At 67.2% G+C, this 25,572-nt stretch carries 29 protein-coding genes and 1 tRNA gene; 16 read left to right on the top strand and 14 right to left on the bottom strand.

Translation table 11 applies throughout. From position 1 onward, the window contains the following. Window positions 1–58 precede the first annotated feature (58 nt). Together NMQ03_RS01525 and NMQ03_RS01520 are read left to right on the top strand one after the other, a co-directional pair. Window positions 59–406 carry a YciI family protein gene (locus NMQ03_RS01525; protein ID WP_255174087.1) on the top strand — a complete coding sequence of 116 codons (348 nt, stop codon included), beginning with the start codon at window positions 59–61 and terminating at the stop codon, window positions 404–406. Next, window positions 403–1,020, top strand: coding sequence for a M23 family metallopeptidase (locus tag NMQ03_RS01520; RefSeq protein ID WP_255174086.1), 618 nt, complete (start codon window positions 403–405; stop codon window positions 1,018–1,020). Before NMQ03_RS01525 ends, NMQ03_RS01520 begins: the two co-directional genes overlap by 4 nt. Window positions 1,021–1,086: 66 nt before the next feature. Here NMQ03_RS01520 and NMQ03_RS01515 read toward each other — a convergent pair. Continuing rightward, window positions 1,087–1,159, bottom strand: a tRNA-Lys gene (locus tag NMQ03_RS01515). Between the two features lie 211 nt (window positions 1,160–1,370). Between NMQ03_RS01515 and NMQ03_RS01510 the strand changes: the two genes are divergently transcribed. The 4 genes from NMQ03_RS01510 to NMQ03_RS01495 all read left to right on the top strand — a co-directional run bounded on the left by NMQ03_RS01510 (window position 1,371) and on the right by NMQ03_RS01495 (window position 4,563). Beyond that, window positions 1,371–2,030: a hypothetical protein gene (locus tag NMQ03_RS01510; RefSeq protein WP_255174085.1), complete on the top strand. Its 660-nt coding sequence runs from the start codon at window positions 1,371–1,373 to the stop codon at window positions 2,028–2,030. A 314-nt stretch (window positions 2,031–2,344) separates the two neighbouring features. After that, window positions 2,345–2,962, top strand: coding sequence for a DUF47 domain-containing protein (locus NMQ03_RS01505; protein WP_255174084.1), 618 nt, complete (start codon window positions 2,345–2,347; stop codon window positions 2,960–2,962). Between the two features lies 1 nt (window position 2,963). After that, entirely contained in the window at window positions 2,964–3,974 is a 1,011-nt protein-coding gene (locus NMQ03_RS01500) for an inorganic phosphate transporter (protein WP_255174083.1), read from the top strand. A 181-nt stretch (window positions 3,975–4,155) separates the two neighbouring features. Beyond that, window positions 4,156–4,563, top strand: coding sequence for a hypothetical protein (locus NMQ03_RS01495; RefSeq protein ID WP_255174082.1), 408 nt, complete (start codon window positions 4,156–4,158; stop codon window positions 4,561–4,563). Window positions 4,564–4,593: 30 nt separating this feature from the next. Here the strand turns inward: NMQ03_RS01495 and NMQ03_RS01490 are convergent, their stop codons facing one another. The 5 genes from NMQ03_RS01490 to pstS form a co-directional block, all read right to left on the bottom strand. Then, a complete protein-coding gene (locus NMQ03_RS01490; protein ID WP_255174081.1) occupies window positions 4,594–5,022 on the bottom strand; it encodes a hypothetical protein in 429 nt (142 codons plus the stop codon). A 93-nt stretch (window positions 5,023–5,115) separates the two neighbouring features. Next, on the bottom strand, window positions 5,116–5,895 hold the full coding sequence (pstB, locus tag NMQ03_RS01485) for a phosphate ABC transporter ATP-binding protein PstB (RefSeq protein ID WP_255174080.1): 780 nt from the start codon (window positions 5,893–5,895) through the stop codon (window positions 5,116–5,118). Window positions 5,896–5,966: 71 nt separating this feature from the next. Continuing rightward, the gene (gene pstA, locus NMQ03_RS01480) at window positions 5,967–7,079 is read right to left on the bottom strand and encodes a phosphate ABC transporter permease PstA (protein ID WP_255174079.1); all 1,113 of its coding nucleotides are present in this window, start codon (window positions 7,077–7,079) and stop codon (window positions 5,967–5,969) included. Then, entirely contained in the window at window positions 7,080–8,012 is a 933-nt protein-coding gene (gene pstC / locus NMQ03_RS01475; protein ID WP_255174078.1) for a phosphate ABC transporter permease subunit PstC, read from the bottom strand. Between the two features lie 103 nt (window positions 8,013–8,115). Beyond that, the gene (pstS, locus tag NMQ03_RS01470; protein ID WP_255174077.1) at window positions 8,116–9,237 is read right to left on the bottom strand and encodes a phosphate ABC transporter substrate-binding protein PstS; all 1,122 of its coding nucleotides are present in this window, start codon (window positions 9,235–9,237) and stop codon (window positions 8,116–8,118) included. A 251-nt stretch (window positions 9,238–9,488) separates the two neighbouring features. Here pstS and NMQ03_RS01465 point away from each other — a divergent pair, with 251 nt between their 5' ends. From NMQ03_RS01465 to NMQ03_RS01455, 3 genes are all read left to right on the top strand, one after another. Next, window positions 9,489–10,616: an aromatic acid exporter family protein gene (locus NMQ03_RS01465; RefSeq protein ID WP_255174076.1), complete on the top strand. Its 1,128-nt coding sequence runs from the start codon at window positions 9,489–9,491 to the stop codon at window positions 10,614–10,616. Between the two features lie 107 nt (window positions 10,617–10,723). Next, window positions 10,724–12,097 carry a DNA repair protein RadA gene (gene radA / locus NMQ03_RS01460; protein WP_255174075.1) on the top strand — a complete coding sequence of 458 codons (1,374 nt, stop codon included), beginning with the start codon at window positions 10,724–10,726 and terminating at the stop codon, window positions 12,095–12,097. A 180-nt stretch (window positions 12,098–12,277) separates the two neighbouring features. After that, window positions 12,278–13,906 carry a cell wall metabolism sensor histidine kinase WalK gene (locus tag NMQ03_RS01455; protein WP_255174074.1) on the top strand — a complete coding sequence of 543 codons (1,629 nt, stop codon included), beginning with the start codon at window positions 12,278–12,280 and terminating at the stop codon, window positions 13,904–13,906. A gap of 13 nt (window positions 13,907–13,919) precedes the next feature. On the opposite strand, the gene NMQ03_RS01450 is transcribed toward NMQ03_RS01455, so the two are convergent. Further along, complete coding sequence (locus NMQ03_RS01450; protein ID WP_255174073.1) at window positions 13,920–14,159, bottom strand: hypothetical protein; 240 nt, start codon at window positions 14,157–14,159, stop codon at window positions 13,920–13,922. Window positions 14,160–14,279: 120 nt separating this feature from the next. Here NMQ03_RS01450 and NMQ03_RS01445 point away from each other — a divergent pair, with 120 nt between their 5' ends. After that, the gene (locus NMQ03_RS01445; protein WP_255174072.1) at window positions 14,280–14,768 is read left to right on the top strand and encodes an NUDIX domain-containing protein; all 489 of its coding nucleotides are present in this window, start codon (window positions 14,280–14,282) and stop codon (window positions 14,766–14,768) included. Window positions 14,769–14,870: 102 nt separating this feature from the next. Here NMQ03_RS01445 and NMQ03_RS01440 read toward each other — a convergent pair whose 3' ends face one another. Together NMQ03_RS01440 and NMQ03_RS01435 are read right to left on the bottom strand one after the other, a co-directional pair. Next, the gene (locus NMQ03_RS01440) at window positions 14,871–16,100 is read right to left on the bottom strand and encodes a beta-ketoacyl synthase (RefSeq protein ID WP_255174071.1); all 1,230 of its coding nucleotides are present in this window, start codon (window positions 16,098–16,100) and stop codon (window positions 14,871–14,873) included. A gap of 7 nt (window positions 16,101–16,107) precedes the next feature. Next, window positions 16,108–17,721 carry a peptide chain release factor 3 gene (locus tag NMQ03_RS01435; RefSeq protein WP_255174070.1) on the bottom strand — a complete coding sequence of 538 codons (1,614 nt, stop codon included), beginning with the start codon at window positions 17,719–17,721 and terminating at the stop codon, window positions 16,108–16,110. A 197-nt stretch (window positions 17,722–17,918) separates the two neighbouring features. On the opposite strand from NMQ03_RS01435, the gene NMQ03_RS01430 reads away from it, so the two are divergent. The 3 genes from NMQ03_RS01430 to disA all read left to right on the top strand — a co-directional run bounded on the left by NMQ03_RS01430 (window position 17,919) and on the right by disA (window position 20,056). Then, entirely contained in the window at window positions 17,919–18,149 is a 231-nt protein-coding gene (locus NMQ03_RS01430; RefSeq protein ID WP_255174069.1) for a hypothetical protein, read from the top strand. Between the two features lie 83 nt (window positions 18,150–18,232). Then, window positions 18,233–18,733, top strand: a complete 501-nt coding sequence (locus NMQ03_RS01425; RefSeq protein ID WP_255174068.1) for a 2'-5' RNA ligase family protein — start codon at window positions 18,233–18,235, stop codon at window positions 18,731–18,733. A gap of 246 nt (window positions 18,734–18,979) precedes the next feature. Beyond that, on the top strand, window positions 18,980–20,056 hold the full coding sequence (gene disA, locus NMQ03_RS01420; RefSeq protein ID WP_255174067.1) for a DNA integrity scanning diadenylate cyclase DisA: 1,077 nt from the start codon (window positions 18,980–18,982) through the stop codon (window positions 20,054–20,056). Window positions 20,057–20,152: 96 nt separating this feature from the next. Here disA and NMQ03_RS01415 read toward each other — a convergent pair whose 3' ends face one another. Further along, complete coding sequence (locus tag NMQ03_RS01415) at window positions 20,153–20,854, bottom strand: hypothetical protein (RefSeq protein WP_255174066.1); 702 nt, start codon at window positions 20,852–20,854, stop codon at window positions 20,153–20,155. A gap of 274 nt (window positions 20,855–21,128) precedes the next feature. Here NMQ03_RS01415 and NMQ03_RS01410 point away from each other — a divergent pair, with 274 nt between their 5' ends. The 3 genes from NMQ03_RS01410 to NMQ03_RS01400 are packed head-to-tail and all read left to right on the top strand — an operon-like array spanning window position 21,129 to window position 22,975. Further along, entirely contained in the window at window positions 21,129–21,947 is an 819-nt protein-coding gene (locus NMQ03_RS01410; RefSeq protein ID WP_255174065.1) for an A/G-specific adenine glycosylase, read from the top strand. Between the two features lie 60 nt (window positions 21,948–22,007). Further along, window positions 22,008–22,439 carry a DUF3592 domain-containing protein gene (locus tag NMQ03_RS01405; RefSeq protein ID WP_255174064.1) on the top strand — a complete coding sequence of 144 codons (432 nt, stop codon included), beginning with the start codon at window positions 22,008–22,010 and terminating at the stop codon, window positions 22,437–22,439. A gap of 29 nt (window positions 22,440–22,468) precedes the next feature. Further along, complete coding sequence (locus NMQ03_RS01400) at window positions 22,469–22,975, top strand: hypothetical protein (protein WP_255174063.1); 507 nt, start codon at window positions 22,469–22,471, stop codon at window positions 22,973–22,975. Here the strand turns inward: NMQ03_RS01400 and NMQ03_RS01395 are convergent. From NMQ03_RS01395 to dhaK, 4 genes are read right to left on the bottom strand one after another with little or no spacing between them, the layout of a single operon-like run. Next, the gene (locus tag NMQ03_RS01395; RefSeq protein ID WP_255174062.1) at window positions 22,972–23,145 is read right to left on the bottom strand and encodes a hypothetical protein; all 174 of its coding nucleotides are present in this window, start codon (window positions 23,143–23,145) and stop codon (window positions 22,972–22,974) included. The genes NMQ03_RS01400 and NMQ03_RS01395 overlap by 4 nt on opposite strands. A gap of 35 nt (window positions 23,146–23,180) precedes the next feature. Next, window positions 23,181–23,921: an HPr family phosphocarrier protein gene (locus NMQ03_RS01390; protein WP_255174061.1), complete on the bottom strand. Its 741-nt coding sequence runs from the start codon at window positions 23,919–23,921 to the stop codon at window positions 23,181–23,183. Further along, on the bottom strand, window positions 23,918–24,550 hold the full coding sequence (gene dhaL, locus NMQ03_RS01385) for a dihydroxyacetone kinase subunit DhaL (RefSeq protein ID WP_255174060.1): 633 nt from the start codon (window positions 24,548–24,550) through the stop codon (window positions 23,918–23,920). The genes NMQ03_RS01390 and dhaL overlap by 4 nt, the downstream gene beginning before the upstream one ends. Before the next feature lie 2 nt (window positions 24,551–24,552). Further along, the gene (gene dhaK / locus NMQ03_RS01380; RefSeq protein WP_255174059.1) at window positions 24,553–25,554 is read right to left on the bottom strand and encodes a dihydroxyacetone kinase subunit DhaK; all 1,002 of its coding nucleotides are present in this window, start codon (window positions 25,552–25,554) and stop codon (window positions 24,553–24,555) included. Between the last annotated feature and the right edge of the window lie 18 nt (window positions 25,555–25,572).

Raw genomic sequence — 25,572 nt, 5'->3', positions numbered from 1 at the left:
AGTGGACCAGTAGGAAGGATGAGGGTGATCCACCGTTTGCGAAGAAGGAGCCGGCGGAATGACCAAGTACCTGATCTCGTTTCCCAGCGGCGCCATGGACATCCCCGCCGGCGGGCTGCAGGAAGTAGCTGACGCCGCACACGCAGTGGTCCAGGAGGCAAAAGACGCCGGTGTCTGGGTTTTCGGGGGCGGCATTGACGAGAGCGTCCCGCCCGTCACCGTCAGCGGTGACGGAACCGTACGCGCGGGCACCTACCCCCAGACCGCGCAGATCGAGGGCGGCTACACGGTGCTGGAACTGCCCGCGTACGATGCCGCGGTGCAGTGGGCTGCGAAGATCGCGGTGGCCTGCCGCTGCCCGCAGGAGCTGCGCGCCTTCCAATACGACCCCGCCGCTGAACCGTGAATCCGGCAGGCCCGATTGACCTGGCCTATCCCTTCACGGGCACCTGGCTGGTGCAGAACTCACCGGCGGACCGGGTCCCCAGCCATGGGACACGGCTCTTTGCCACGAGCTTCGCCATCGACTTCACACCGGTGGACGCCAGTGGGCAGTCGGCGCCGGTCACCCTGGCCTCACTGTTCCGGTCCGAGCAGCCGGAACGCTTTGCAGGGTTCGGCAGGGCTGTGACGGCACCGGCGTCCGGCCTGGTCCGCGCCGCCCGTGACGGGGAGCCGGACCATGCAGCTTTCCGCGGCTTTCCTTCGATCGGTTACGCCGCAACCCAGGCCCGGCGCGTGCGGGAGGGGTGGGTGGGCTTGGCGGGCAACCACGTGATCATCGAGGTCGGCGGGGTGTTCATCGCGCTGTGCCATCTCAAGCGCGGGAGCATCTGCGTCCAGCCGGGCCAGCTGGTCCGGAGCGGGGAGCCGGTGGGACGGTGCGGCAACTCGGGCAACAGCACCGAACCGCATGTGCACGTGCAGGCCATGGACTCCGCAGATCCTGGACAGGCTTCCGCGGTTCCCGTCTCATTCGCGGGCGGACTGCCGCGGAACGGGACTGTCGTGGCTGTGTGACCGGGGCTGCTTAAAAGAACGGGGCCCGCCTGCGCGTTCGCGGCGGACCCTCTCGGTCTTGACGGGTGGGCCCTGTGGGGCTCGAACCCACGACCCACGGATTAAAAGTCCGATGCTCTACCAACTGAGCTAAAGGCCCCTGCTTACCGGTCAAACACGCAGTGCCTGCCCGTACGGCCCAATCCATTTCTGGACGTTAATACTGTAACCCATGGTTCCGGGCACTTCGCACACGCCCCGGGCGCCGCCGTCGTACGTTTTAACCCCGCGGTCCGGGACCCTGCTGCCGTCACCGGACAAGCCCCGCGGACGCTCGATTTCCGCTGTGGCACAGGAGTAGCGTGGGGGGCATGAGCGAGCAAGCAGGAACAACTCCGTACGGCGGCAGCAACCGGCACCATAAGCCCAAGCCCTTCGCTCCGATGGACTTCGAGCCCTTCGCAGGCGGTGCCGATCCCGCCCGCGTGTCAGAGGCTGCCCACCTTGCCGCGCAGGCCCTGGTCCGCCATGGCCGCGACAGCGACGATCCGGTGATCACCGAACGCCTGGTGAAGCTAGCGGACGAACAGGGCCTGGACGCCATCGCCGAGATGTGGGCGGAGAGCCCTGCCCGGTCCCTTCCCGGCGCCCTCTGGCGGCTCTACGCACTCCGTGCCGCCACCGTCCAGGACCCCGAACGCATCTCCGTCTACTTCCGCGCGGGCAGGGACACCGCCCAGGTATCCAACGTGGTGACCGGCGCGGCTGAGCCACCGGGCGCCGACGAAATGCGCACCATGGCGGACGCCATCCTTTCCGGCGCGTTCGACGGCGATTTCGACGTCGCGCTGGAACGCTCCGCCGCGTTCTGCCGCGTGGTGGCGCTCGGCCAGGCCACCCTCGCCGACGGCGCCGAGCATGCCAACGAGGCACACGCCAGCAAGCTGACCCGCAACTCCCACCAACTGGTCAAGACCGCCGAGGACCTTGAACACGCGGCCAACGCGTGGCGCCTGGGCGAACTGGACTGAGGCGTCCTTTCCACCGGCGGACCGGATTTCCGGGACGAACCAAGCCTCCGCTGTCAAGATTGACTTGGGCCGGGTGAAGTAGAAGACTGAAACCGGTGCCGAGCCGCGAAACCCCCGGGCTTCAACAATTAGCCGCCTAGAGCGGCCTACCGCCGAGAGGCGTATCCGGTTCGGCACCATTTTTCTGCCCTCTTCCAGGTGGTCAATTCAGAGGGTGCAGTTACGGGCCGGTAGAGTAAGCGTCAGTTGCGCGCCGCCGTCAAGTCACACGGCAGCAACCCCCGCCTTGATACGTCCTGGAGACCGGTAAACACGTGAAGCTGCGCCTTTTTCCACAGGAGCCCGCAGGGCTGAACCTGCTCTCACAGATGGCACAACAGATCGTGCTGGCCACCGCCACCCTGGCCGAGATCCTTGGCGTACCCGCGGACGAACACGGCAAGCTCGTTGAGGACATGCACAACATCGAGGCCAAGTCCGCCGAACTGCATTTCGCGCTGCTGACCCATATGCGCACCAGCTTTGTGAATCCGCTGCCCCGCGAGGACATGTACGCCCTCTCCCGGTACCTCAACGAAGCCATGGAAAAGATGGACGCCGCGGCGGAGCTGGTGGCACTTTACCGGCTGGACCGCCTCCCCAAGCGCGCGGCGGACCAGCTGGAGATCATCAGCAGGCAGGCCGAGCTGACCGTTGACGCCATGCGCAGGCTCAATAACCTGGACGACCTCGAGGACTACTGGATCGAAATCCTGCGCCTCGCCAAGCGGGCCGAACGGACCCACCGCGTCTGGGTGGCGGACATGATCGCGGACATGAAGTGGGCCCAGTACTCCCGCAACCGGGACATCGCCAACCAGCTGGTGGAGGTCACCAAGGACATGCGGCGGGTGGCCACCCAGGTAGGCAGCATCATCGTCAAGGAATCCTGACGTGACGGCAGTCATCTTTGGCGCGGTGGTCCTGCTGGCCGCGGCGTTTGCTTTCCTGAACGGGTTCCGCGACGCGTCCACCTCGGTGGCCCTGGCCGTGCGGAACCGGGCGCTCACCCCCAGCGTCGGCGTGCTCCTCGCCGCGTTCTTCAACTTTGTCGGCGCCCTCCTGAGCGCCCTGCTCGCCGTCGCCGTCAGCCGTACCTGGATCAACCTTCCGTCCGGCACTGACGGCCTGGCCATCCTGGTGGCGGGCCTGGCCAGCGCCTGCGCCTGGGGCGTCCTGATGTGGTGGCGCGGCATCCCTGCCTCCTCCACCCACGCCCTGGTGGGCGGGCTCGCCGGCGCAGGCCTCGCCAGCCTGGCGATCGGGGGCCCGGGAGTGGCAGGGGTGGACCAGTCGCTCCTGTTCCAGGTGGTCCTGCCGCTGGTACTGTCCCCGCTGGTGGCCTACAGCGGTTCCTTCCTCCTGGTGTATCCAGCCACGTGGGTGGCCCGCTATACCCAGCCCAACGTGGTGAACCAGCGCTTCCGCCGCGGCCAGGCGGTTGCCGCCGGCGCGGTGGCCTTTGGCCACGGCCTGCAGGACGGCCAACGCGTCAGCGCGGTGCTGCTGCTGGCCCTGCTGGCAGCAGGCTATTCCGACGGCGGGATCCCCACCTGGGTTGCGGCACTTTCCGCGGTAATGATGACTGCCGGGACGCTCTTCGGAGGATGGCGGATCTCCCACACCATCGGATACAAGATCACCAGGATCGATCCCCTGCGTGGTTCCGTGGCCCAGACCTTCAGCGCGCTGATGCTCTTCGTGGGGGCCATCGGGCTGCACTGGCCGCTTTCCACCACCCACACCGTCACGGCCGGTGCCCTCGGCGCCGGAGAGAACCAGCACTTTTCGGTCACGAACCGAAAATTGGTCATCCGGATCCTGTGGCTCTGGGGGTTGACCCCGCTGGCGACGTGCGCCCTGGGCTTCGTGCTTGCGCTGGCCCTCTCCCCCATTTCCGCCTAGGCGGGGCGTGCCGGGGGCGGTGCTGCCCTGTACAGGGAATCCGCCGTGACGTAGATTCGAAAGTGCGCCCCCGGTCAACGGTGCCGGGGACCGGCGTCCGCGCCGTGTGCAGGGCTGCGGACGCGGCGCCGCTGCAGCCACCCGGCGGCCTGGATGCACAACGCGGAAAAGAGCAGGCGTCATGTCTCCCTCCTATTCCCGGCGCCACCTTCCACAGCCCCGGCAACCACAGTGCGAGGCCTGCGGAACCGAGCACCAGCTGACCATCCACGCCATTACTGCCATCGGCGCTGCCGGCGGGGACCTGGTCACGGTGTCCTACACCTGCAACGACTGCGACCTGTTCCAGGAACACACGGCATACGCCACCGACGTCGCGGCCGCGCTGAACCAGGTCCGCTGGATGGCCCAGGTGGTCCTCTTCGGGGACGACTACATCCACTGCGGCTTCCCCATGGAAGAGGCGGAGTTCGAGGTAGAGCGGCTCTGCTACCGCAGCAGCAGGCCAGGCAGCGGGCTCAACGCCGTATCCCTGCCGACCCGGGTCCTGCGCTGCCACTGCGGGTTCCAGCTGGAGGTCCCGGAATAGGCACCGCGGCCGCCGCGCCTCAAGGTTTTGCTAGAACTCCAGCGCCACAGGGCTGACGACGGCGGCGGCCATCAGCACGGTGGCGAGCTCCTCCGGGGTCAGGTTGGCGGCGCTGCACAGTTCGCCGTCCGCCACTCCGGCAGCGGAAGCCTTGCGGACAGCCTGCCGCAGGGACTCCTGGGCGGTGTCCAGTTCCCACTGCATGCTTTCGAGGCGCGAGCTGGTGCGCCACACCTCGGCCAGGACATCCTCTTCCTCGATGGCTTCCTCAACTCCGGCCGCGGCCAGGGCCAGGTGCGGTTCGAGCTCCGGCGCCAGCGGACCGGCGGCCAGGGGTCCCGCCAGCCCCGCCGCAGCGGCGAAAGCCTGCGCCGGTTCAACAGCGTCCTGCACTGCGTCCACCCCGGGTACGGAAACAGTAAGCTGGGGGCCCAGGGGTTCACTGGCCGTCTGCGTCATGGCAAAACTCCTTAAGCGGGCTTACTACTAGTTGCGAAAGTATCTCGATTAGCGTACTAAACCGGTCAGTAGATCGCCAACGGGAACAGCGGTTTACCCGAAGCGTCCGGAGACGTAGTCTTCCGTAGCCTTCTGTACGGGGTTGCTGAAGATGGTGTGCGTGTCGCCGTACTCGATCAGCTTGCCCGGCTTGCCGGTGCCCGCAATGTTGAAGAAGGCCGTCTTGTCGGACACGCGCGCGGCCTGCTGCATGTTGTGGGTAACGATCACCACTGTGTACTGGTCCTTGAGCTCGTTGATGAGGTCCTCAATGGCCAGGGTGGAGATGGGGTCCAGGGCGGAGCAGGGCTCATCCATGAGGATCACCTGCGGCTCCACGGCGATGGCGCGGGCGATGCAGAGGCGCTGCTGCTGGCCGCCCGAGAGGCCGGACCCGGGCTTCTCCAGCCGGTCCTTGACCTCGTTCCAGAGGTTGGCGCCCTTGAGGGAGCGTTCCACCAGGACATCGGCCTCGCCCTTGGAGATCTTCTTGTTGTTCAGCTTCACGCTTACCAGCACGTTGTCCCTGATGGACATCGTGGGGAACGGGTTGGGCCGCTGGAAGACCATGCCGATCTGCGAGCGCACGGTTACGGGGTCCACGCCTGGGCCATAGAGGTTGTCGCCGTCCAGCAGGACCTCGCCCTCAACGCGCGCGCCGGGGATGACCTCGTGCATGCGGTTCAGGGTGCGGAGGAAGGTGGACTTTCCGCAGCCGGAGGGGCCGATGAACGCGGTGACGGACTTGGCCTCGATGTTGATGCTGACGTCCTCAACGGCGAGGAAGTCGCCGTAGTACACGTTCAGGTCCTTGACGTCGATGCGCTTAGACATGGTGTTCCTTCACTTGCTGGGTATGGATTGAAGTCTAGGATCCGCCGCGGTATGGCGGAAGGGAGGCCTGGTTACCGGCCGGTTTTGGGGGCGAAGATCCTGGCGATCAGGCGCGCCACCAGGTTCAGGACCATCACCAGGATGATCAGGACCAGGGCCGCACCCCACGCCCGCTGGGAGGACGGGTCCGGGTTGGACGGCGAGGTGGGGTTGAGGATCTGGGTGTAGATGAACGTGGGCAGCGAGGCCATCCAGCCGCCAAACACGTTGGAGTTGATGCTGGTGGCAAAGCCGGCGGTGACCAGGATGGGCGCCGTCTCGCCGATGACCCGGGCGATCGCCAGGGTGACGCCGGACGCGATGCCGGAGATCGCCGTCGGAATGACCACCTTGAGGATGGTCCGCCACTTGCGGACGCCCAGGGCGTAGGCCGCCTCGCGGAGCTCGTTGGGGACGATCTTGAGCATTTCCTCGCTGGAGCGGACCACCACGGGGATCATCAGCACGGAAAGCGCGACGGCGGCCACCGCACCGGTCTTGGTGCCCGGGCCCACCACCACGAAGAAGAACGCGGCAGCGAACAGGCCGGCCACGATGGAGGGGATGCCGGTCATGACGTCCACGAAGAACGTGATGGCCTTGGCCAGGCGGCCGTCGTTGCCGTACTCCACGAGGTAGATGGCCGTGAGCAGCCCCACGGGGACGGAGATCACGGTGGCGAGCAGCGTGATCTGCACGGTGCCCAGGAGGGCGTGGTAGATGCCGCCCATTACGGGGGCACCGCTTTCCACGGCCTTGTTGTCGAACGCGCCTGTGACGCCGTTCATGGAGGTGGTGAGGAACCCGGGATCGATGAGCCCGGGGATGCCGTTGACCAGCACGGTCCAGATCACTGAGACCAGGGGCAGCAGAGCCACCAGGAATGAGCCGACCACCAGGCAGGTGGCCAGCTTGTCCTTGGCCTTGCGGGAGCCTTCCACCGCGGCGCTCCAGGACACCAGGCCCACAGCGAACAGGATGGCGGAGACCAGGCCCCAGCCGAACGGGTTGAAGCCGATCAGGGCAAGGATGGCGGCGCCGACAATCAGCGCTCCACCGAGCACTGCATAGGGTGCGAACTTGGGCAGCTGGCCCTTGGTAAGCGCCGACCGCTTGCTGCGGACGGGGGTAAGCGTGGAGGTCATTTAGTTGGCTCCCGAGAATTCTTTGTGCCGGGTAATGACCCAGCGCGCGATCATGTTCACGGCCAGGGTGATGATGAACAGCACCAGGCCGGCGGCGATCAGGGTGCTGACTTTGAGGCCGCTGGCTTCGGGGAAGTTCAGGGCGATCTCGGCTGCGATGGTCTGGTTGCCGGACTGAATCAGGCTGGCGGTCAGGGCACCGGAAGAGAGCACCAGGGCAACGGCCATGGTCTCACCCAGTGCGCGCCCCAGGCCCAGCATGATGGCGCTGATGATGCCGGGCCGGGCGAAGGGCAGGACGGCCATCTTGATCATTTCCCAGCGGGTGGCACCGAGTGCCAGCGCAGCTTCCTCATGCAGCTTGGGGGTCTGCAGGAAGATCTCGCGGGACAGCGAGGTGATGATGGGCAGGACCATGACGGCAAGGACGATTCCGGCGGTGAGGATGGTCTTGCCGGTGGTTGAGGCCGGGCCCTGGAGGATGGGGAGCCAGCCCATGTTGGCCGCGAGCCAGCCGTACGCCGGCGCGATCTCCTTGGCAAGGAAAGCGGCACCCCAGGCGCCGTAGACCACGGAGGGGATGGCGGCGAGCAGGTCCACCACGTAGCCGAGCCCGGAGGCCAGGCGGCGGGGTGCGAAGTGGGAGATGAACAGCGCCACGCCGATGGCGACGGGGGTGGCGATCACCAGCGCAATGGCGGCGGCGATGAGCGTGCCGATCACGATGGGCCCGATGTAGGCGAAGAAGCCCTGGCCGCCCTGGATCTTGTCTGCGGGCGCGGTCAGCGCGGGGATTGCCTGGACTACCAGGAAAAGCGCGACGCCGAAAAGGACGGCGAGGATCAGGCACCCGGCTGCCAGCGTGGCGCCGGAGAAGACTTTGTCCCCGGCGCGCCCGGCGCCCTGGGTACTGGTCAGGGAGGTGGCGGTCATTCGACGGCCCTTCAATTCGTAGCTGGATTAAGGATGCGGGGTGCAAAGCCAAGTTCCCCGCACTGCCGTCCGGCAGGCGGGGAACCCGGTTTTACAGCGTTGGCTAGGACTTGACCTTGATCGAGTCGATGGCCTTGGCGGCCTTTGCTGCGAGGTCCGAGGACAGCGGGGCGGACTTGGCCGACTCTGCTGCGGCCTTCTGGCCCTCTGCGGAAACTACGTAGTGCTCGAAGGCCTTGACCAGGTCAACGGTCTCCTGCTTGTCGTACGTGGTGCACAGGACGTGGAAGGACACCAGGACGATCGGGTAGGCGCCCGCGATGGTGGTCTTGCGGTCCAGCTTGATGGACAGGTCATTGGCGGCGCGGCCTTCAACGGGCTTGCCGGCGTCCACTGCCTTGGCAGCAGCATCGGCGGAGATCTTGGTAAAGGAGTCGCCTACCTTGATCTGGGCAACGCCCAGCTTGCCGCTGACGGCGGAGTCGTCGGCGTAGGTCACCGCACCGGGGGTGTCCGTGACGGTCTTGACCACGCCGGAGGTGCCCTTGGCGTTTTCGCCCTGGAGGCTGGCGGGCCACACACCGGCTGCCTTGTCGGTCCAGACGTCCGAGGCGGCGGCGGCCAGGTAGTCAGTGAAGTTCTGCGTGGTGCCCGAGTCGTCGGAGCGGTTCACCGGGGTGACCTTCAGGTCCGGCAGCGAGACGCCGGCGTTCAGGGCGGCGATGGCGGGGTCGTTCCACTTGGCGATCTGGCCACGGAAGATCTTGGCCACGGTGGTGGCGTCCAGCTTCAGGTCGGTGACGCCGGGAACGTTGAAGGCCACGGCGATCGGAGAGATGTAGACGGGGACGTTGATGGCGCCGTCGGGTCCGCAGACGGACTTGGACGAGGCGTACTCGTCATCCTTGAGGTAGGCGTCCGAGCCGGCGAACTGGGCCGAGCCGTCCAGGATGGCCTTGCGGCCTGCGCCCGAGCCGTCCGGGGAGTACTGCACGGTGGCACCGGAGTTGGCGGAGGCGAAGTTGGTCTTCCAGGCGTCCATGGCGGCGCCCTGGGCGGAGGAACCGATGCCGGTCAGCGTACCGGTCACCTTGGTGCCGCCGGCGGACTGGGTGCCGGCAGGGGCGGTGCCCGTGGCGTTGTCTGAACCGCAGGCGGAGAGCGCGAGTGCGCCGGCTGCGATAACAGCGATAGCCGCGTGGCGGCCGAAGCGGAGTGCCTTCACTAGATGTACCCCTTCCAGGGTTATTCAGGTGCGGGACAGGGACGGAGAACCCTGCTGCGCGATGCGTACGTTTTGTACCTTCAAGAAAGTTAAGGGCCGCAGGTAACGGGATGGGCTGTCCAAAGTGAACGGAGGATTAACGACGGCGGGATATTGGCTGACAAATGCCGGGTCACCATTGCGCAGATCACATGCGCAGTCGTAGTGCACCTGCGCCGGGCAGTGGATCGGCACTGAATAGACTTGGACCCATGGCCATCCCAGCAGGACTCTCAGCGACCAGGCGGTTCCTGCGCAGCCGGATCCGGACCGGGTTGATCCGAAGCCGCAACTCCTTTGTGCCCGCCATCCAGATGACCGTGTGCGCGGTGGGCGCCTATGCGTTCGCCGAATACATCCTGGGCCACTCCGGCCCCCTGTTCGCTGCCACCTCGTCGCTGATCGCCCTTGGATTTTCCCGGGAGCCACGGCTGCGGCGCGTGATGGAAGTGGGCCTGGGCTGCACCATCGGCATCGCCGTCGGTGACCTGCTCCTGCACTGGCTGGGCGGCGATATCTGGGTGGCCGCCGTCGTGCTCCTCTTCTCGATCCTGCTGGCCCGCTTCCTGGACAGCGGAAGTATCTTCACCACCCAGCTGGCGCTTCAATCGCTGCTCGTGGTCTTGCTGCCCGCACCGTCCGGGGGCCCGTTCACCCGGAGTATCGATGCCGTGGTGGGCGGCATGTGCGCCCTGCTGGTGACCATCCTGGTGCCAAAGGACCCCCGCCAGGAGCCGCGCCGGGATGTGCAGAAACTGCTGCATGAACTGGCGGAGGTACTGCGTGAATGTGCCGGGGCGCTGGCCAACAGTGACTCCACCCAGGCCTGGCATGCGCTGATCCGCGGCCGGAACTGCCAGCCGCTGGTGGATGCCATGCGCCAGTCCCTCCGCGCGTCCGGCGAGGTGGCCACGTTGGCGCCCGCTTACCGGCGGCACCGTGATGAACTGGACCGGCTGAAGCAGTCGCTGGATTTCATCGACCTTGCCCTGAGGAACAGCCGCGTGTTTGCGCGGCGGTTGACCAGCGCCATCAACCACACGGCGCTCTCGGACGAGGCGACGGACAGCATCGCGGGGGTGCTGCAGGAGACCGCTGCCGCCATTGATGAGCTTTCCCTGGGCCTTGCGGAGACGCACGAAGGCGTTCGCCGCGCCCACTTGCGCACTGCCCGGCGGGACCTGAGCGAGATCGCCCTTCGCCTGCATCCCAAGCTGCTGGAGGTGACGCGGCTGGAGGGCGAAACCGTTGTCATGCTGTTCCGGCCGCTGATGGTGGACCTGTTGGAAGCCACCGGTATGGATGCGGGCGAGGCCAGGGACGTGCTGCCCGCGCTGTAGCTCCGGACGGGCGGATGGGGTGGGCCCACAGCCGCAGGGTTCCCTGGCCGGCTTGCGAGGCCAGTGCGGGGTGGGGTGTGTCGGTGCCCGCCGCTAGGGTTGGACGCATGGCAACAAAGACTTCCCGGGCGTCCAAGGCGCCCGCGTACAAATGCGCCGAGTGCGGCTGGACCACGGTCAAGTGGGTGGGCCGCTGCGGCGAGTGCCAGGCGTGGGGCACGGTGGAGGAAACAGGCACGGCCGTGGCACGGACGACGGCGGCCACAACAGTCGCGGAGCCCGCGCGCCGGATTGCCGACGTCGATGCCACCACCGCCGCTTTCCTGCCCACCGGCGTGGACGAACTGGACCGGGTGCTGGGCGGCGGCCTGGTCCCGGGTGCGGTCATCCTGCTGGTAAGCGAACCCGGCGTCGGTAAATCCACGCTGCTGCTGGACGTCGCTGCAAAGTTCGCCCGCACCGCCCAGGACGTCCTCTATGTCACTGGCGAGGAGTCGGCCGCGCAGGTCAAACTGCGGGCCGAACGGATCGACGCCGTCGCCGAATCCCTGTACCTGTCTGCGGAGACGGACCTCGGCCAGGCCCTGGGCCAGGTGGAGAAGATCGAACCGCGGCTGCTGATCGTGGACTCGGTGCAGACCCTCAGCAGCGCCGATGTTGACGGCAGCGCCGGCGGGGTGTCGCAGGTCCGCGAGGTGGCGGCCTCCATTATCGCGGCCGCCAAGCGGCGGAACATGACCACCCTGCTGGTGGGGCACGTTACCAAGGACGGTTCCATTGCCGGGCCCCGCCTGCTGGAACACCTGGTGGATGTGGTGTGCCAGTTTGAGGGCGAGCGGCACTCCCGGCTGCGGCTGCTGCGCGCCGTGAAGAACCGGTACGGACCCACCGACGACGTTGGCTGCTTCGACCTGAACGAAAACGGCATCGAGGGACTGGCCGATCCCAGCGGGCTGTTCGTCAGCCGCACCAAGGACCCGGTTTCCGGGACCTGCATCACCGTCACCATGGAGGGGCGCCGCCCGCTGCTGGCGGAAGTGCAATCGCTGCTCGCCGAAAGCCCCAACGCGCAGCCCCGCCGCGCTACCAGCGGCCTGGACAGCTCACGCGTGTCCATGCTGTTGGCCGTGCTGCAGCAGCGCGCAGGGACCATGCTGCATAAGGATGATTCCTACGTTGCCACCGTGGGCGGGGTGAAGCTCAGCGAACCGGCCACGGACCTTGCGGTGGCCCTTGCCGTGGCGTCGGCCAAGGCCCGCAAGCCTTTGCCCATCCGGCTGATCGCGTTCGGCGAGGTGGGCCTGGCAGGCGAGGTCCGGCCCGTACCGGGCATCAACCAGCGCATCCAGGAAGCCCACCGGCTGGGATTCACCCACGCCGTGGTTCCGGCAAGCCACACCGGGCCCGGTCCCGTGCCGGCGGGATTCTCGGTGCGTGAAGTCGAGCACCTCACGGAGGCGCTCAGCCTCCTGATTGGCTAGCGGATCCGTTCAAGGGGCCGGGTGCGGAGGATACCGGGCAGGGCACTGCTTCCCGGCGGGTACTCTAAGTCCAGAACCTTCACGCCAACGGAGGTCAAAGATTTCTGTGCTGGGGGAAGCTTGGTCATCCAGGAACAGCAGGGCGCCGCAGGCGTTGCTGGCCACGCACGCAGGGGGCCCATGCAGCCTGTTGTGTCCGACCGTCTCGACGGTTTATTCGGTGCACTCAGTGCTCGGAAGCGCGTGGTGGCGAGCCAGCTGCCCGTCACCTTGACCATTGCGCTCGTGGTCCTCGCCGCGGCAATCTTCAGTCCGGCGACGCTGGCCAACAGTATCTTTCTCGCCGCGCTGCTGTTTCATCTCGCAATCGCCGCAACGTGCCTGGCCGTTCCCTGGGCCAGGCTTCCCGCCGGGGCATTCGCCGTGATCCCGCTCCTGGACTGCCTTGCCATCGGCTTCACCCGCGAGGCTGGAGGTCCCGCCTTCAACGTGCTGAGCATGATGCTGGTGTTCCCCGTTGTCTGGCTCTCGGCGCAGGCCCGGCCGTACATGCCGGTCCTGGCCATTGCAGGGACTGTCCTCAGCACGCTGGCCCCGTCCGTTGTCCAAGGGGCGCCGCTTACCGGGGGATCCATGATCCGCACCCTCATCCTGCCCCTGGTCATGTCCGTCATCGCGGTGACTGCCCACGTGGTGGCCACCACCATCCGCCGCCATCGCGTCAGGCTTGTCCAAAACGAACAGGACCTGGCCCGCACGCTGGCTGAAAGCGTACGCCGCCAGGCCCTGCTTGACGCAGTGCTGAAGGCCGTTGGGGTGGGCGTCTGGGTCGTGGACACCCGGGGCCACACGGTGCTGGCCAACAGGGCGATGCGCACGGACCCCGCCCTCGGCGGCGTGATGGACCCTGCCGGAGGGCCGGGCATGTTGATGCTGGCGGACCGCTGCACGCCGGTACCGTCAGGCCTGCTTCCCGCAATCCGGGCCGCAGCCGGCGATGCCTTCACGGACGAGTTGTATTGGGCCGGCCCCGCAGACCGCCAGCGCGCCTACTCCGTAAGCTCGCATGGTTTCCCTCCCGCCGGCGGCCAGGAAGGTGGTGCCGTCATCACCTTTGTGGACGTCACCACCCTGGTCAGTGCGCTGGCCGCCAAGGACGATTTTGTTGCCACCGTCTCTCACGAGCTGCGGACACCGCTCACGTCCATCCTGGGTTACCTGGAACTGGTCCTGGACGAACCCGGGCATGAGGACATCCGGGAGGAGCTCCTGGTGGTACGCCGGAATGCGGAACACCTGCTGAGCCTGGTCAATGACCTGATCGCTGTGGCATCCGAGCGGATGGACCTGTCGCTGGAGGAAACGGACCTGGCCCGGCTGCTGGCGCTGGAGGTGGATGCCGCACTGCCCAAGGCTGCCGGCAACGGGCTGCAGCTGGTCCTTGACGTGGAGCAGCCGCTGCCGGCAAGGGTCGATCCGGAGCGAATCAGCCAGGTGGTCAGGAACCTGCTCTCGAACGCCATCAAGTACTCCCCCAGCGGCGGCTTAATCACTGCCGGGGCCGTCAGGACCGATGCGGGCCTGGTCTGTTCCGTCACCGATACGGGGGTGGGAATGACGGAGGAAGAGCAGGAACAGGCCTTCACCAAGTTCTTCCGTTCGGCCCGGTCGCGGGAAACGGCCATCCCGGGCGCGGGCCTGGGGTTGCCCGTCAGCAAGACCATCGTTGAGGGCCACGGTGGATCGATCAGCCTGGACAGTGAGCCCGGCGTGGGCACCACTGCAATCTTTATCCTGCCGGGACTTTGACAGCTCCGGACAGTCAGGAAGAGGCGACGGCCAGCCAGCTGGAAACGTCGCTGCGCAGCACCAGCAGCGGGCCGCCGGTGGCGCTCACATTGCCGTTGGCCACGTAGTACCCGCGGCCCGACCCTGTTCCCCCGGCCGCGCGGTCCAGGGCTTCCACCAGATGCCGCGGCAGGTGGCCCTGCGGACCAAGGCTGCGGAGTTCGTCCACTTCTTCCGGGGTGAGCCGTCCCAAAACCTCAGCGATGTTGGCCATGAGTGCTCCTTTCGAGCGGAGTGCCTGGCAAGGGTGCCTGAAGGAATAACCTAGAGCAGCGCCGTGAACTCCACGTTAACGGCGGACGGCAACTGCACTTCCTGATGATCCGGAGACCAAATGCCCATTCGAAGCGCAGGCATCCTGCTGTACCGCCGGGACCCGGCCACCCCCGACGGCGCCCCGGACGGGCTGCAGGTATGGATAGCCCATATGGGCGGTCCGTTTTGGGCGCGCAAGGACACCCACGCCTGGTCCATCCCCAAGGGCGAGTACGCCGACGGCGAGGACCCGCTGGCTGCTGCACTGCGGGAGTTCGCAGAGGAGATGGGGACTGCTGCCCCGGAGGCTGAATACCGGCTGCTTGGCGAGTTCCGGCAGTCCTCGGGGAAGCTCATCACCGCCTACGCGGCGCAGGCTGAGTTCGCCCCGGAGGTGATTAACAGCAACACTTTTCCGCTGGAATGGCCCAAGGGGTCCGGCCGTATCCAGCATTATCCCGAGATTGACGACGCCCGCTGGTTCCCTGAGCAGGAGGCGCGGCTCAAACTCGTCAAGGGCCAGCTGCCCATCCTCGACGCACTGGTTGAGGACATGGCGGCCAGCTAGACCACCCGCTTGACGCGCTGCTGCATCCGGATCGCCGGAACGGTGCGGAAACGCCGGTCAGTTCCGGCGTCCCCGCACCGTTCCGGCGTTTTCGGCGTTTGGCTAGGCGCCGGTGAGCACCAGAGCCACGCTGTGGCCACCGAAGCCGAACGCATTCACCAGTCCTGCCGGGGCAAACCCGGGCGGAAGCTGGTGGGCGCTTTCGGTGACGACGTTGAGGTCCACTTCCGGGTCCAGCGCCTCCACGTTCAACGTCCCGGGGAGTTGGCCGGTGCGGAGGGCTTCGAGGACCACGACGGCGGCCAACGCGCCCGCGCCGCCCAGCAGGTGTCCGGTGTGGCCCTTCGTGGACGTCACCGGCACGGAGGCGCCGAAGACGGCGTTGATTGCCTGGCCTTCCAGCCGGTCGCCCACGGGGGTGGACGTGGCGTGGGCATGGACAAACCCAATCTCCGCCGGTTCCATCCTGGCCGAGTCCAGCGCTTTCTGCATGACGCGGCGCTGCATCGCAGGATCTGCCGCCACGATGTCGTTGGCATCGGAGGTCACCGCTCCCCCGGCGACGGCACCCAGGATGGCGGCGCCGCGGGCACGGGCGTGTTCTTCGCTCTCCAGCACCACCACCGCGGCGCCCTCTGCGAGTACAAAGCCGTCCCGGCCGCCGTCGAACGGGCGCGCGGCCCGCTGCGGGTTATCCGAGCGGGTGGACAGTGCACGGATCTGGGCGAAGCCGCTGATCACCAGGTCGTTGACGGAGGCATCAACGCCGCCGGCAATGACGACGTCGGCGGCACCGGAGCGGATCAGCTCGGCTGCCTGGACAATCGCCTCAGCCCCGGAGGCGCAGGCGCTGACCGGCGTCCGCGCACCGCCGCGGGCGCCAAGGTCGATGGAGACCCAGGCGGCGGGACCGTTGGCCATAAGCCGGGTGAGGGTGTGCGGGGAAACCTTCCGCGGCCCGGACTGGTTCAGCGTGCGGTCCTGCTCGATGGTGGAGCCCAGGCCGCCGTAAGCGGAACCGATCACCACCGCGAACCGCTCGGGGTCAACCTCGGGACTGCCGGCCTGCGTCCATGCCTCCCGGGCTGAGACCAGGGCGAGCTGGCCGCAACGGTCCATACGCTTCATTTCGCGGGTACTGAGGTGCTCCGAAAGGTCGGCAGTAATTTGCCCGGCGATTTTGACCGGCAGCTGCTCCGCCCAGTCCTGGTCCAGGGCGGTGATCCCGGAGTGCCCCTCAAGCAGCGCCTCCCAGGTCTCCTTGACCGTGGTGCCGAGCGGGTTGATGGTGCCGGCACCGGTGACGACGGCGCGGGGTGCAGGAGTGTTCACGGATGCCTTACTTCGCCGGGTTGTGCGTGCCGATGGGCACGAGTGTCAGGTCCGGGTGGTTCTTCTCGATCCGCCGGAGCGCCCAGACGTCGTTGAACAAGGCGAGGTATTCGCCGTCGGACCGCAAGAGCACCTCCGCCCCCGGTACGTTGGCCAGCGCGGGCATGGCGTCCGCCGTCGAAATTCTCGCCAGCGAGTAGGGCAGGCGTTCCAGGCGCATGGGTGCGCTGAAGTCGTGGGCCATGCGGTCCTCCACCACTTCGAACTGCATGGGCCCGACGGCGGCAAGCACCGGGGCCTGGTCGCCGCGGACGTCGGAGCGGAGCACCTGGATGACGCCCTCGTGCTCGAGCTGCTCGATGCCGCGGCGGAACTGCTTGAACTTGCTGGGGTCCTTGGACCGGGCCACCTGGAAGTGCTCGGGGGCGAACAGCGGGATGGCCGGGTACTCGACGGGTTCCTCAAGGAAGAGGCTGTCACCCACGCGCAGGGACGAGGCGTTGACCAGGCCCACCACGTCCCCGGGATACGCCTCGTCGATGACTTCGCGTTCCCGGCCGAACACCTGCTGAGCGTACTTGGTGGCGAAGGACTTGCCGGTACGGGTCTGGGTGACCACCATGCCGCGCTCGAAGACGCCTGAGCAGACACGGATGAAGGCCACGTGGTCACGGTGCGCCTTGTTCATGCCGGCCTGCACCTTGAAGACGAAGCCCGAGAACGGCGACTCAACCGGGCGGGGCGCACCGTCCACGTCGGGGCGCGGGGACGCCGGCGGAGCGAAGTCCACCAGGGCGTCCAGCAGCTCCTTGACGCCGAAGTTCAGGGCGGCGGAGCTGAACAGGATGGGGGTGGCCTTTCCCGCGTGGAAGGCGTCGACGTCGAATTCGAGGTTGGACTCGATCACCAGGCCTGCCTCGTCCACGGCGTCCGACCAGTTGCTGCCCTGGCTCTCGGCGGCTTCCTCCGGCGTGAAGTATTCGGTGATGGCGATCTGGGCGCCGGCGTTGTTGCGCTGGAACCGTGCGAAGCGGTCGTTGCGCAGGTCCCACACGCCGCGGAAGTCGCCGGAGATGCCCACGGCCCAGGTCAGCGGCATGGGCTGCAGGCCGGTGCGTTCGGTGATCTCGTCCATCAGCGCCAGGGCGTCCAGGCCCGGCCGGTCCCACTTGTTGATGACGGTGATGATGGGCAGGTTGCGCTGCTTGCAGACCTCGAAGAGCTTCATGGTCTGGGTTTCCAGGCCCTTGGCGGCGTCCACCAGCATCACGGCACAGTCCACGGCGGCGAGCACGCGGTAGGTATCCTCCGAGAAGTCGGCGTGGCCGGGGGTGTCCAGGAGGTTGATGACCGTGTCGCGGTAGGAGAATTGCAGGGCTGCGGAGCTGATGGAGATGCCGCGGTCCTTCTCCATCTGCATCCAGTCCGAGACCGTTTCCTTCCGGTTGGCCTTGCCGCTGGAGGCGCCCGCGGTGCCGATCACCTTTGCATGCAGGGCCAGCGCCTCGGTGAGCGTGGACTTGCCGGCGTCCGGGTGGGAGATGACGGCGAAGGTCCTGCGGCGGCCCGCCTGCTTGTGAATCTCGGAGATCCGGGCGGGGGTCAGGACATCTTGGGACACGGTGCTACTTTCGCTGCGGTTGAGGCTGCCCAGGGGCCATTCGGGTTCTGCGGTGCGACTCGAGGGCGGGGAATCAGGATTGGCAAACGGCCAAAGTACAAGTTTATCGCAGGGCCGCAAACCGGCATGGGCCGTGCTTAACGCAGGCGAAACCGCCCGTTCAAGGCCGCGAAATGCCGGACCGTTAGCTTGGGCGAATGATGCATGGCGCCACTTTCTCCGGCAACCTTTTCTTTGATCCTCTGGCCACCAACCTGGCCCCCGGACCGGTTGGTGCGGGTGCGCAGGGGCCCGGCGGAGCGATTCCCTCGGCCCCGCTGCGGCAACGGGGCGTCCAGACGGCGGCGGAACACAAGGCGCTCCGCGCCGCGTCCCTCTCGAAAGTCAGCAGGGATCTGGAGCGGATGATCAGGGAGCGCAGGCGCTGAAATCTCTGTCGGCCGCGGCCCGGTTGTCCCGGCGCCCCACAACACGTGGCGCAAGGGACAGCGGGTAACGGCATGATGTGCTTATGCGCAGCATCGAACTGGTCTTTGATGACCGCACGGACGCCCTCCTCAGAGCCGACTGGGCGCGGCTCGAAGCCGCCGGCCTCCCCAGCATGGCAGCGCACACCTCACCCAGCAACAGTCCACACGTCACGCTTGCCGCAGGAGCGGACCTGCAGTCCGGCCAGGAAGGGCCTTGGCAGGCGCTGCCCCTGGACATCACGTTTTCGGGCGCCATCGTTTTTCCCGCCGGAGCCGGCAAGTATGTGCTGGCCCGGTCTGTCCTGCTGACCGCTCCCCTGCTGGATCTGCACAGGCACCTGCACCAAGGGCTTGCAGGTGCATTGCCGCTCACCCTTCCGGAGGGCTGGACACCGCACGTCACCATCTCCCGCCGTATCCCCGGCCATCAACTCGGGACGGCCATGGACCTGCTGGACCTTCGCGTGGAGGGCCGCTGCACGGCAGCCCGGCTGTGGGACAGCAGCACCAAAACGATCACGCTCCTGGCAGGGGCTGCCTGAACCGGCCGCCATGACCGCGTCTGAAAAGAGCAAAAGTGCCTGCCCTGCATGACATCCAGGGGGCACTTTTCCGCCCTGCCCGGTTACCCCCTAATGGGGTACTTTGGGGCTTGCCCGTGCGGAACTTGGGCTTCTTGCCCCTATCATTGAGCTTGCGGGAATCAGAGCACTTTTTGATCCTGCTTACCAACTGCGGATGCCGGCATTCCTGCGGGCGGCGGTCCGCACCTTTGAAGGGAAACACCTATGGCACGGAGCCCCGAAGAATCGCTGAGGGCCACTCTGGGCAGGGTTGCACCCGGAACACCGCTTCGCGACGGCCTGGAACGGATCCTCCGCGGCCGGACCGGCGCACTGATCGTCCTGGGCTCCGACCGCACCATCGATTCCATCTGCTCCGGCGGATTCGATATCGGCATCGAGTTCTCGCCCACCCGGCTGCGGGAACTGGCCAAGATGGACGGTGCCATCATCTGCGACAAGGACGCGGGCAACATCCTGCGCGCGGCGGTCCAGCTGGTCCCGGACTCAAGCATCGAAACCCAGGAGTCAGGCACCCGCCACCGCACTGCGGAACGGGTGGCCAAGCAGACCGGAGTCCCGGTGATCTCCGTCAGCCAGTCCATGCAAATCATCGCCCTTTACGTCAACGGTCTCCGGCATGTCCTGGAGGGCTCCGAGAACGTTCTTGCCCGCGCCAACCAGGCACTCGCCACCCTGGAGCGCTACCGCGCACGGCTGGACCAGGTCACCAGTTCGCTGTCTGCGCTGGAAATCGAGGCGATGGTGACGGTGCGGGACGTGGCCGTGACCCTCCAGCGGCAGGAAATGGTCCGCCGCATCTCGGAGGAAATCTCGCAGTATGTGCTGGAACTGGGCGAAGACGGCAGGCTCCTCTCCCTGCAGCTGGACGAACTCACCGTGGGCAGGGGCCCCGGCAGCGATGTGATCATCCGTGACTACGCCAGCCCCAATGCCTCCGCGGACGACATCGACAAGGCCGTCCATGAGCTTGTCAGCCTGGGCCCCACGGAACTGATCGACCTTGGCAAGATCTCCGCGATTGTGGGGTTTGCCGGCGGCGAAGCCAATCTCGACGCGGTGGTCCAGCCCCGCGGCTACCGGCTGCTGTCCGGCCTCAAGGCAGTCCCCAAGGCCGTGGCGGACCGCCTGGTGGACCATTTCGGGGGCCTGCAGTACCTCATGGCCGCCACCATTGATGACCTCATGACCGTTGACGGCATCGGGGACCAGCGCGCCCGCACCGTTCGCGAAGGCCTGAGCCGGATGGCCGAGGCCAGCCTCCTGGACCGATTCCTCTAAGATCCCCATCCGTGGGATAACGCTCATCGAGTGCTCCGTAGTTGTCGTTATGAAGCCTGAAAACGACAGTTACGGAGCAATCGATGAAGCAGCAGCTCAGTTCAGCTGGAAGACGGCCTTGGGGCTGGCCCGGGAACCCAGCTTCGCGGTGAAGATGTAGTACGCCCCGCCGCCACCGGGGGCCGCAGCAACGGCCTTGCAGCCATCGGCGCTGCGGTTCCGGCTCCACGGGAAGTTCGCGGTTTCGCTGGCACCGGGCGCAATCACCTTCACCAGGTCCTCGCTGGAGGCCTGGCAGTCCTTCGAGGAAAAGATCCGGTCTGAGCCACTGGTCACCAGGAACTCCATCTGGGAGGTTCCGATGTTGACTTCACAGGGCACGGTGCCGCCGTTGGTCACCTTCAGGGTAAGCAGCGGGTTTTCCCCCGGACCGTAAGCGGGCTTGTCCGTGGCAGCCGAGACAGTCACCAGGTTCTGGTTGCAGGTGGGGGTCGCCGGGGCAGTGGGCGACGGCGTGGCGGAAGCAGCCGCGGAGGCAGAGGGCGTGGCGGCAGCAGACGGGGATGCGGTCGGGTTCGACGCGGTTTCGGTGGACGACGGCTGGGTGGAGGATGCTTTCCGGGACCCACCCGTGAAGGCTGCGGCGAGCGCGAACCCGCCCGCCACCAGCGCGATCACCAGCAGGAGCGCACCACCAACAACCATTCGTCGCCGGCGGTACACGGCGGCGCTGGGCTTCCGGACGCTGCTGGAACCCGATGCCGTGCCGCGCGCTGATGAATTGCCTTGCCTGCCCATCCTCCTAGGCTAGGGAAACCCGCCGGATCTGCACTGCCACCACGCCGCCGCAGGCCCATCGCGCTGGTCACAACCGGTTTGCGGGCCGCCGGAACCAATCCACTACAGTGTTGGCATCGACACTCAAACCTCCCCCGCAAAGCATGCTCCGGCGGACCCCGCAAACCTGGAGCTGCTCCACCACCGGATCAACGGCTGGTTCGCCGGCATTGCCCGCGACCTGCCCTGGCGCGAGCCCGGCTGCTCCCCCTGGGGCGTCCTGGTCAGCGAGATCATGCTGCAGCAAACCCCGGTGGTCCGGGTGCTTCCCGTCTGGCATGAATGGCTCAAGCGCTGGCCCACCCCCGCCGGGCTGGCGGGCGAACCGGCAGGGGAAGCCGTCCGCTCGTGGGGCCGGCTGGGCTACCCCCGCCGGGCGCTTCGGCTGCATGCCGCGGCCACGGCGATCGTGCAGGACCACGGCGGCAAGGTCCCGGACACCCACGCCGAGCTGCTGGCCCTTCCAGGGGTGGGCAGCTACACCGCCGCCGCAGTGGCAGCGTTCGCGTACGGCCGCCGGGAAACGGTGGTGGACACCAACATCCGCAGGGTGCACGCCCGGCTGGTCACCGGCGTCGCGCTTCCCGCCCCGGCGCTGACCGCGGCGGAGATGCGCCTGGCCGCCGCCCTGCTGCCGGACGACGACGAAACTTCCGTGCGCTGGAACGCTGCGGTCATGGAGCTTGGGGCTTTGGTGTGCACGGCCCGGGCGCCGAAGTGCGCCGCCTGCCCGGTCAAAGACTCCTGCGCGTGGCTGGCGGCGGGTGAGCCCCCGCCGTCGTACGTTCCCAAGGGGCAGGCATGGCACGGCACCGACCGCCAGGTCCGTGGCGCCGTGCTGGCCGTGCTCCGGCTGGCGGAATCGCCCGTGCCGCCGGACATGTTCGAGCGTGAACCTGCCGACCTTGGCTTTGCCCCGGAGGGAATCGGCGTGCCGCTGGCCGCGCTGCACCGGCTCAACTCCGCCCCTGAACAGCTGGAGCGGGCGCTTGCGGGGCTGCTGGCGGACGGGCTGGCAGAGATGCACGACGGCGGCTACCGGCTTCCTGCCTGACCCACCGGCGGCGTGGGCCCGGGATGGCATACTTCTTGGTGACCGGAACCGGGGGAAGCCATGAAGACCATTCTGTACATCGTCTGGGCACTGTTTGTTGCCGCGGCGATATTTTCGTTGCTCTATGCGTCGCGCCGGACCAAGCGGCAGGAACAACAGATGGCATCCTGGCCCAAGGCGCAGGCAACCGTCACCGGCAGCGCAACCGGTTGGACCAGCGGCGTGGGCAGTGCCAGCCGGAACCTCCGCTACTTCCCCACGTACCAGTTCACCGATCCGCAGGGCACCCTCTTCATGGGCAAGTCCGAAATCTCCGGGGTGGAGCAGCCCGTGCCGGGTTCGCTGATCGAGGTGGCTTACAACCCGTCCAACCCCAACGAATCGCTCCAGGTATCCTCCGAGCCGCGCAGGGCCATGGGCTGCCTGATCGCGTTTTTCGCGGTCTTCGCCGTCGCCTCGTTCTGGTTTATCGGCATTTTTCCAATCGGCTGACTGTGCCGCGGGCGCGGTAGCCTGAAGGCATGCACAAGCCCGGAATGCTGGTGCCATTGGGGATGGCTGCGGCGCTCCTCGCTGCCTGCGGGCCCGCCGGCAGCGCATGCCCGGCGATTGCGCAGGCCACCGTCGTGGCCGTGACAATCACCGCTGACTACTCCGCCCTGGTACAAACGCTGCATCTGCGGGCATGCCAGGACGGCGCCTGCAAGGAGTCCGGCGTCGAACTGCGCCCCGGCAGCTCCTCCGTTGACCAGGGGTGCACGGACGAGGGCGCCTGTTCGGCCACGGCTTCTCCCGACGGCACCAAGGTGGCGACGCTGATGCTGGAGACCCTTACGGAATCACCCATGACGGTGACCGCTTCCGGCACGGCTCCTGACGGGACAGCGCTGGCCGTCCGCACCCTGGAGTTCCGCCCGCAGGCGCTGTATCCGTTCGGTGAGCAGTGCGGGAAGTTCCTGTCGGCATCACTTACGCTGGACGGCGACGGGCTGCACCAGCAGCCGGCATCCCAAAAGCCGCGGGGCTAGAAAAGCGCCGGCTGGGTGAAGGTCCCGTCGTCGGAAGCTCCGGCCGCGGGGCCGCTCCCCACCGGTTCAGCACTCCAGTTGAAGCCCAGTTCGGCGAGCAGTTCCTCCACGGAAATTTGGCCGTCCAGCACTTCGATTTCCTGGGTGTTGTCTGCAAGCGGCCGTTCCATGCCATCGAGCTTATTCCCAGGAACGGCCGGGGAGCTCAGGGCTCGCCGAAGCCGGCCTCCACCAGGCCGCCCACATACTCCACGGCCCGTTCAGCATCCGCGCCCCACGCTTCCACGTGCAGCACGGTGCCCTTGCCCGCGCCCAGGGTCATCAGCCCGGTCATGGACGCACCGTCCACGCCGTTGATGGTGACCTCAGCGTCCAGCGAAGCCAGGCCCCCTGCCACTTTCGCAGCAGGCCGGGCATGCATGCCGGCCTGGTTCACCAGCTCAAAGTCGCCCGTGAAGTCCGGCGGGGCGCTGCTGACAGGCTCGTGTTCGGCTGCCGCCCCGCCCCGCTCCGGTTCGTGCGCCAGCCCCCGCACACCTTCGGCCGCCTTAAGGACCGCGTGGACGTCCGCACCACCCTGCGCAGCGACGGCCGCGGCCACCAGGCCTTCCACCAACGGTGCGTCGGCAAGCAGGACACCGGCGGGATTCTCCAAAAACTCGAGTGCCGATTCCGCGGTCATCACGGCTGATCCCAGGTCTGTCAGGACCACCGTGCCCGTTACCCCGGCGCCATCCCCGCCGGCCTGCCGGGAAGGTTCGCCGCCAGCCTCTCCCCCGGCCTTTTCCAGGGCCGCGAGGACCTTCTCCAGGCTGGTGCCGATCCTGCCATCGTCGGTGCCCCCGGCCGGCAGGATCATTACGTCCGGGGCCATTTGGGCGGCAAGCTCCACGGCGCCGTCGGCAATTTTTTCGCTGTGCGACACCACCACGATGCTGACGGTCACGCGGCCGCCCCAACGGCAGCACGGAGGATCAGCGCGCTGGACACTGCTCCCGGGTCCCGGTGGCCTGCACTGCGTTCGCCAAGATAGCTGGCGCGGCCTTTCCGTGCCACCATCGGGTCGGTGGCCACGGCCCCTGCCTCGGCAGCTTCGGCGGCGGCCACCAGGACGCTGAGGACGTCCGTGCCGCTGCCGTCGGCCGCCGCACGGGCAGCATCGACCGCCGGTGTCCACGCATCCACCATGGTCTTGTCCCCGGACTCCGCTTTGCCGCGCGCCACGATCCCGTCCCGGGCCGCCTCCAGGGCGCCGGCCCAGGCGGCCGGATCAATCTCGGCGGAATCACCCAGCGCGGTGGCGGCGCGGAGGAACGCTGTTCCGTAAAGCGGGCCGGCTGCGCCGCCCACCTTGGACATCAGGGTCATGGCTGTCATCTTCAGCGCCGCCCCCGGCGTTTCGGGCGTGGATTCACCGAGCTTGGCAAGGACCGCCTGGAAGCCGCGGTCCATGTTCTCGCCGTGGTCCGAATCCCCGATGGCGCGGTCAAGTTCGATCAGTTCAACGCGGTGTTCAGCCATGGCCTGCGCGCACAGGGTCAGCCACTTGACGGCCCAATTGGCATCCAGCACCACGGCTACACGCCCCAGCGCAGGGCGGGGGTATGCACGGGAGCGTCCCAGAGTTCGGTGAGCTCGTCGTCGAGCCGGAGGACCGAGATGGAACAGCCCTGCATCTCCAGGGCGGTGATGTAGTTGCCCACCAGCGAACGTTCCACCGTGGCGCCTGCATCCGCCAGCACCTGCACCGCCCGCCGGTACACGATGTAGAGCTCGCTCAGCGGGGTGCCGCCCATGCCGTTGACGAACAGCAGTACCTTGTCGCCGGAGCTGACCTTCAGATCGGCCAGGACGGGTTCCAGCAGGCGGTTGGTGATGCTGTCCGCGTTCTCCATGGGGATCCGGTGCCTGCCGGGTTCGCCGTGGATGCCGATGCCGATCTCGATTTCGTCCTCGGCGAGGTCGAAACTGGGCGTGCCTGCGTGCGGCACCGTGCAGGCTGACAGCGCAACACCCATGGTCCTGACGTTGGCGTTGACCCGTTCTCCGATGGCGGCCACGGCATCCAGGCCGTCACCACGCTCGGCAGCGGCGCCGGCGATCTTCTCCACGAGCACGGTGCCGCCCACTCCCCGGCGGCCGGCGGTGTACAGCGAGTCCTCCACGGCGACGTCGTCGTTGACCAGTACGGTCCGGACGCTTACGCCCTCAGCCTCGGCCAGTTCGGCCGCGGTCTCGAAGTTCAGGACGTCCCCGGTGTAGTTCTTGACGATATGCACGACGCCGGCACCTGAGTCGACTGCGAGGGTGGCGGGAAGGATCTGGTCCGGGGTAGGTGAGGTGAACACCGCCCCGGGCACGGCGGCGTCGAGCATGCCCCGCCCCACGTAACCGGCATGCAGCGGCTCGTGCCCGCTGCCGCCGCCTGAAACCAGCCCCACCTTGCCTGCCACTGGCGCGTCCTTGCGCGTGATGTAGGTGGGGTCTTCACTGACGGTGACCAGCCCTGCGTGTGCCAGGCCAAAGCCCTGGACAGCTTCCTGGACAACGGCTTTTGGATCGTTGATGAGTTTCTTCATGGCGGTGCTCCTGGCTGT

This window comes from Arthrobacter sp. DNA4, assembly GCF_024362385.1.
Taxonomy (GTDB): domain Bacteria; phylum Actinomycetota; class Actinomycetes; order Actinomycetales; family Micrococcaceae; genus Arthrobacter.
This window is presented reverse-complemented; position numbering and strand designations above follow the sequence as displayed.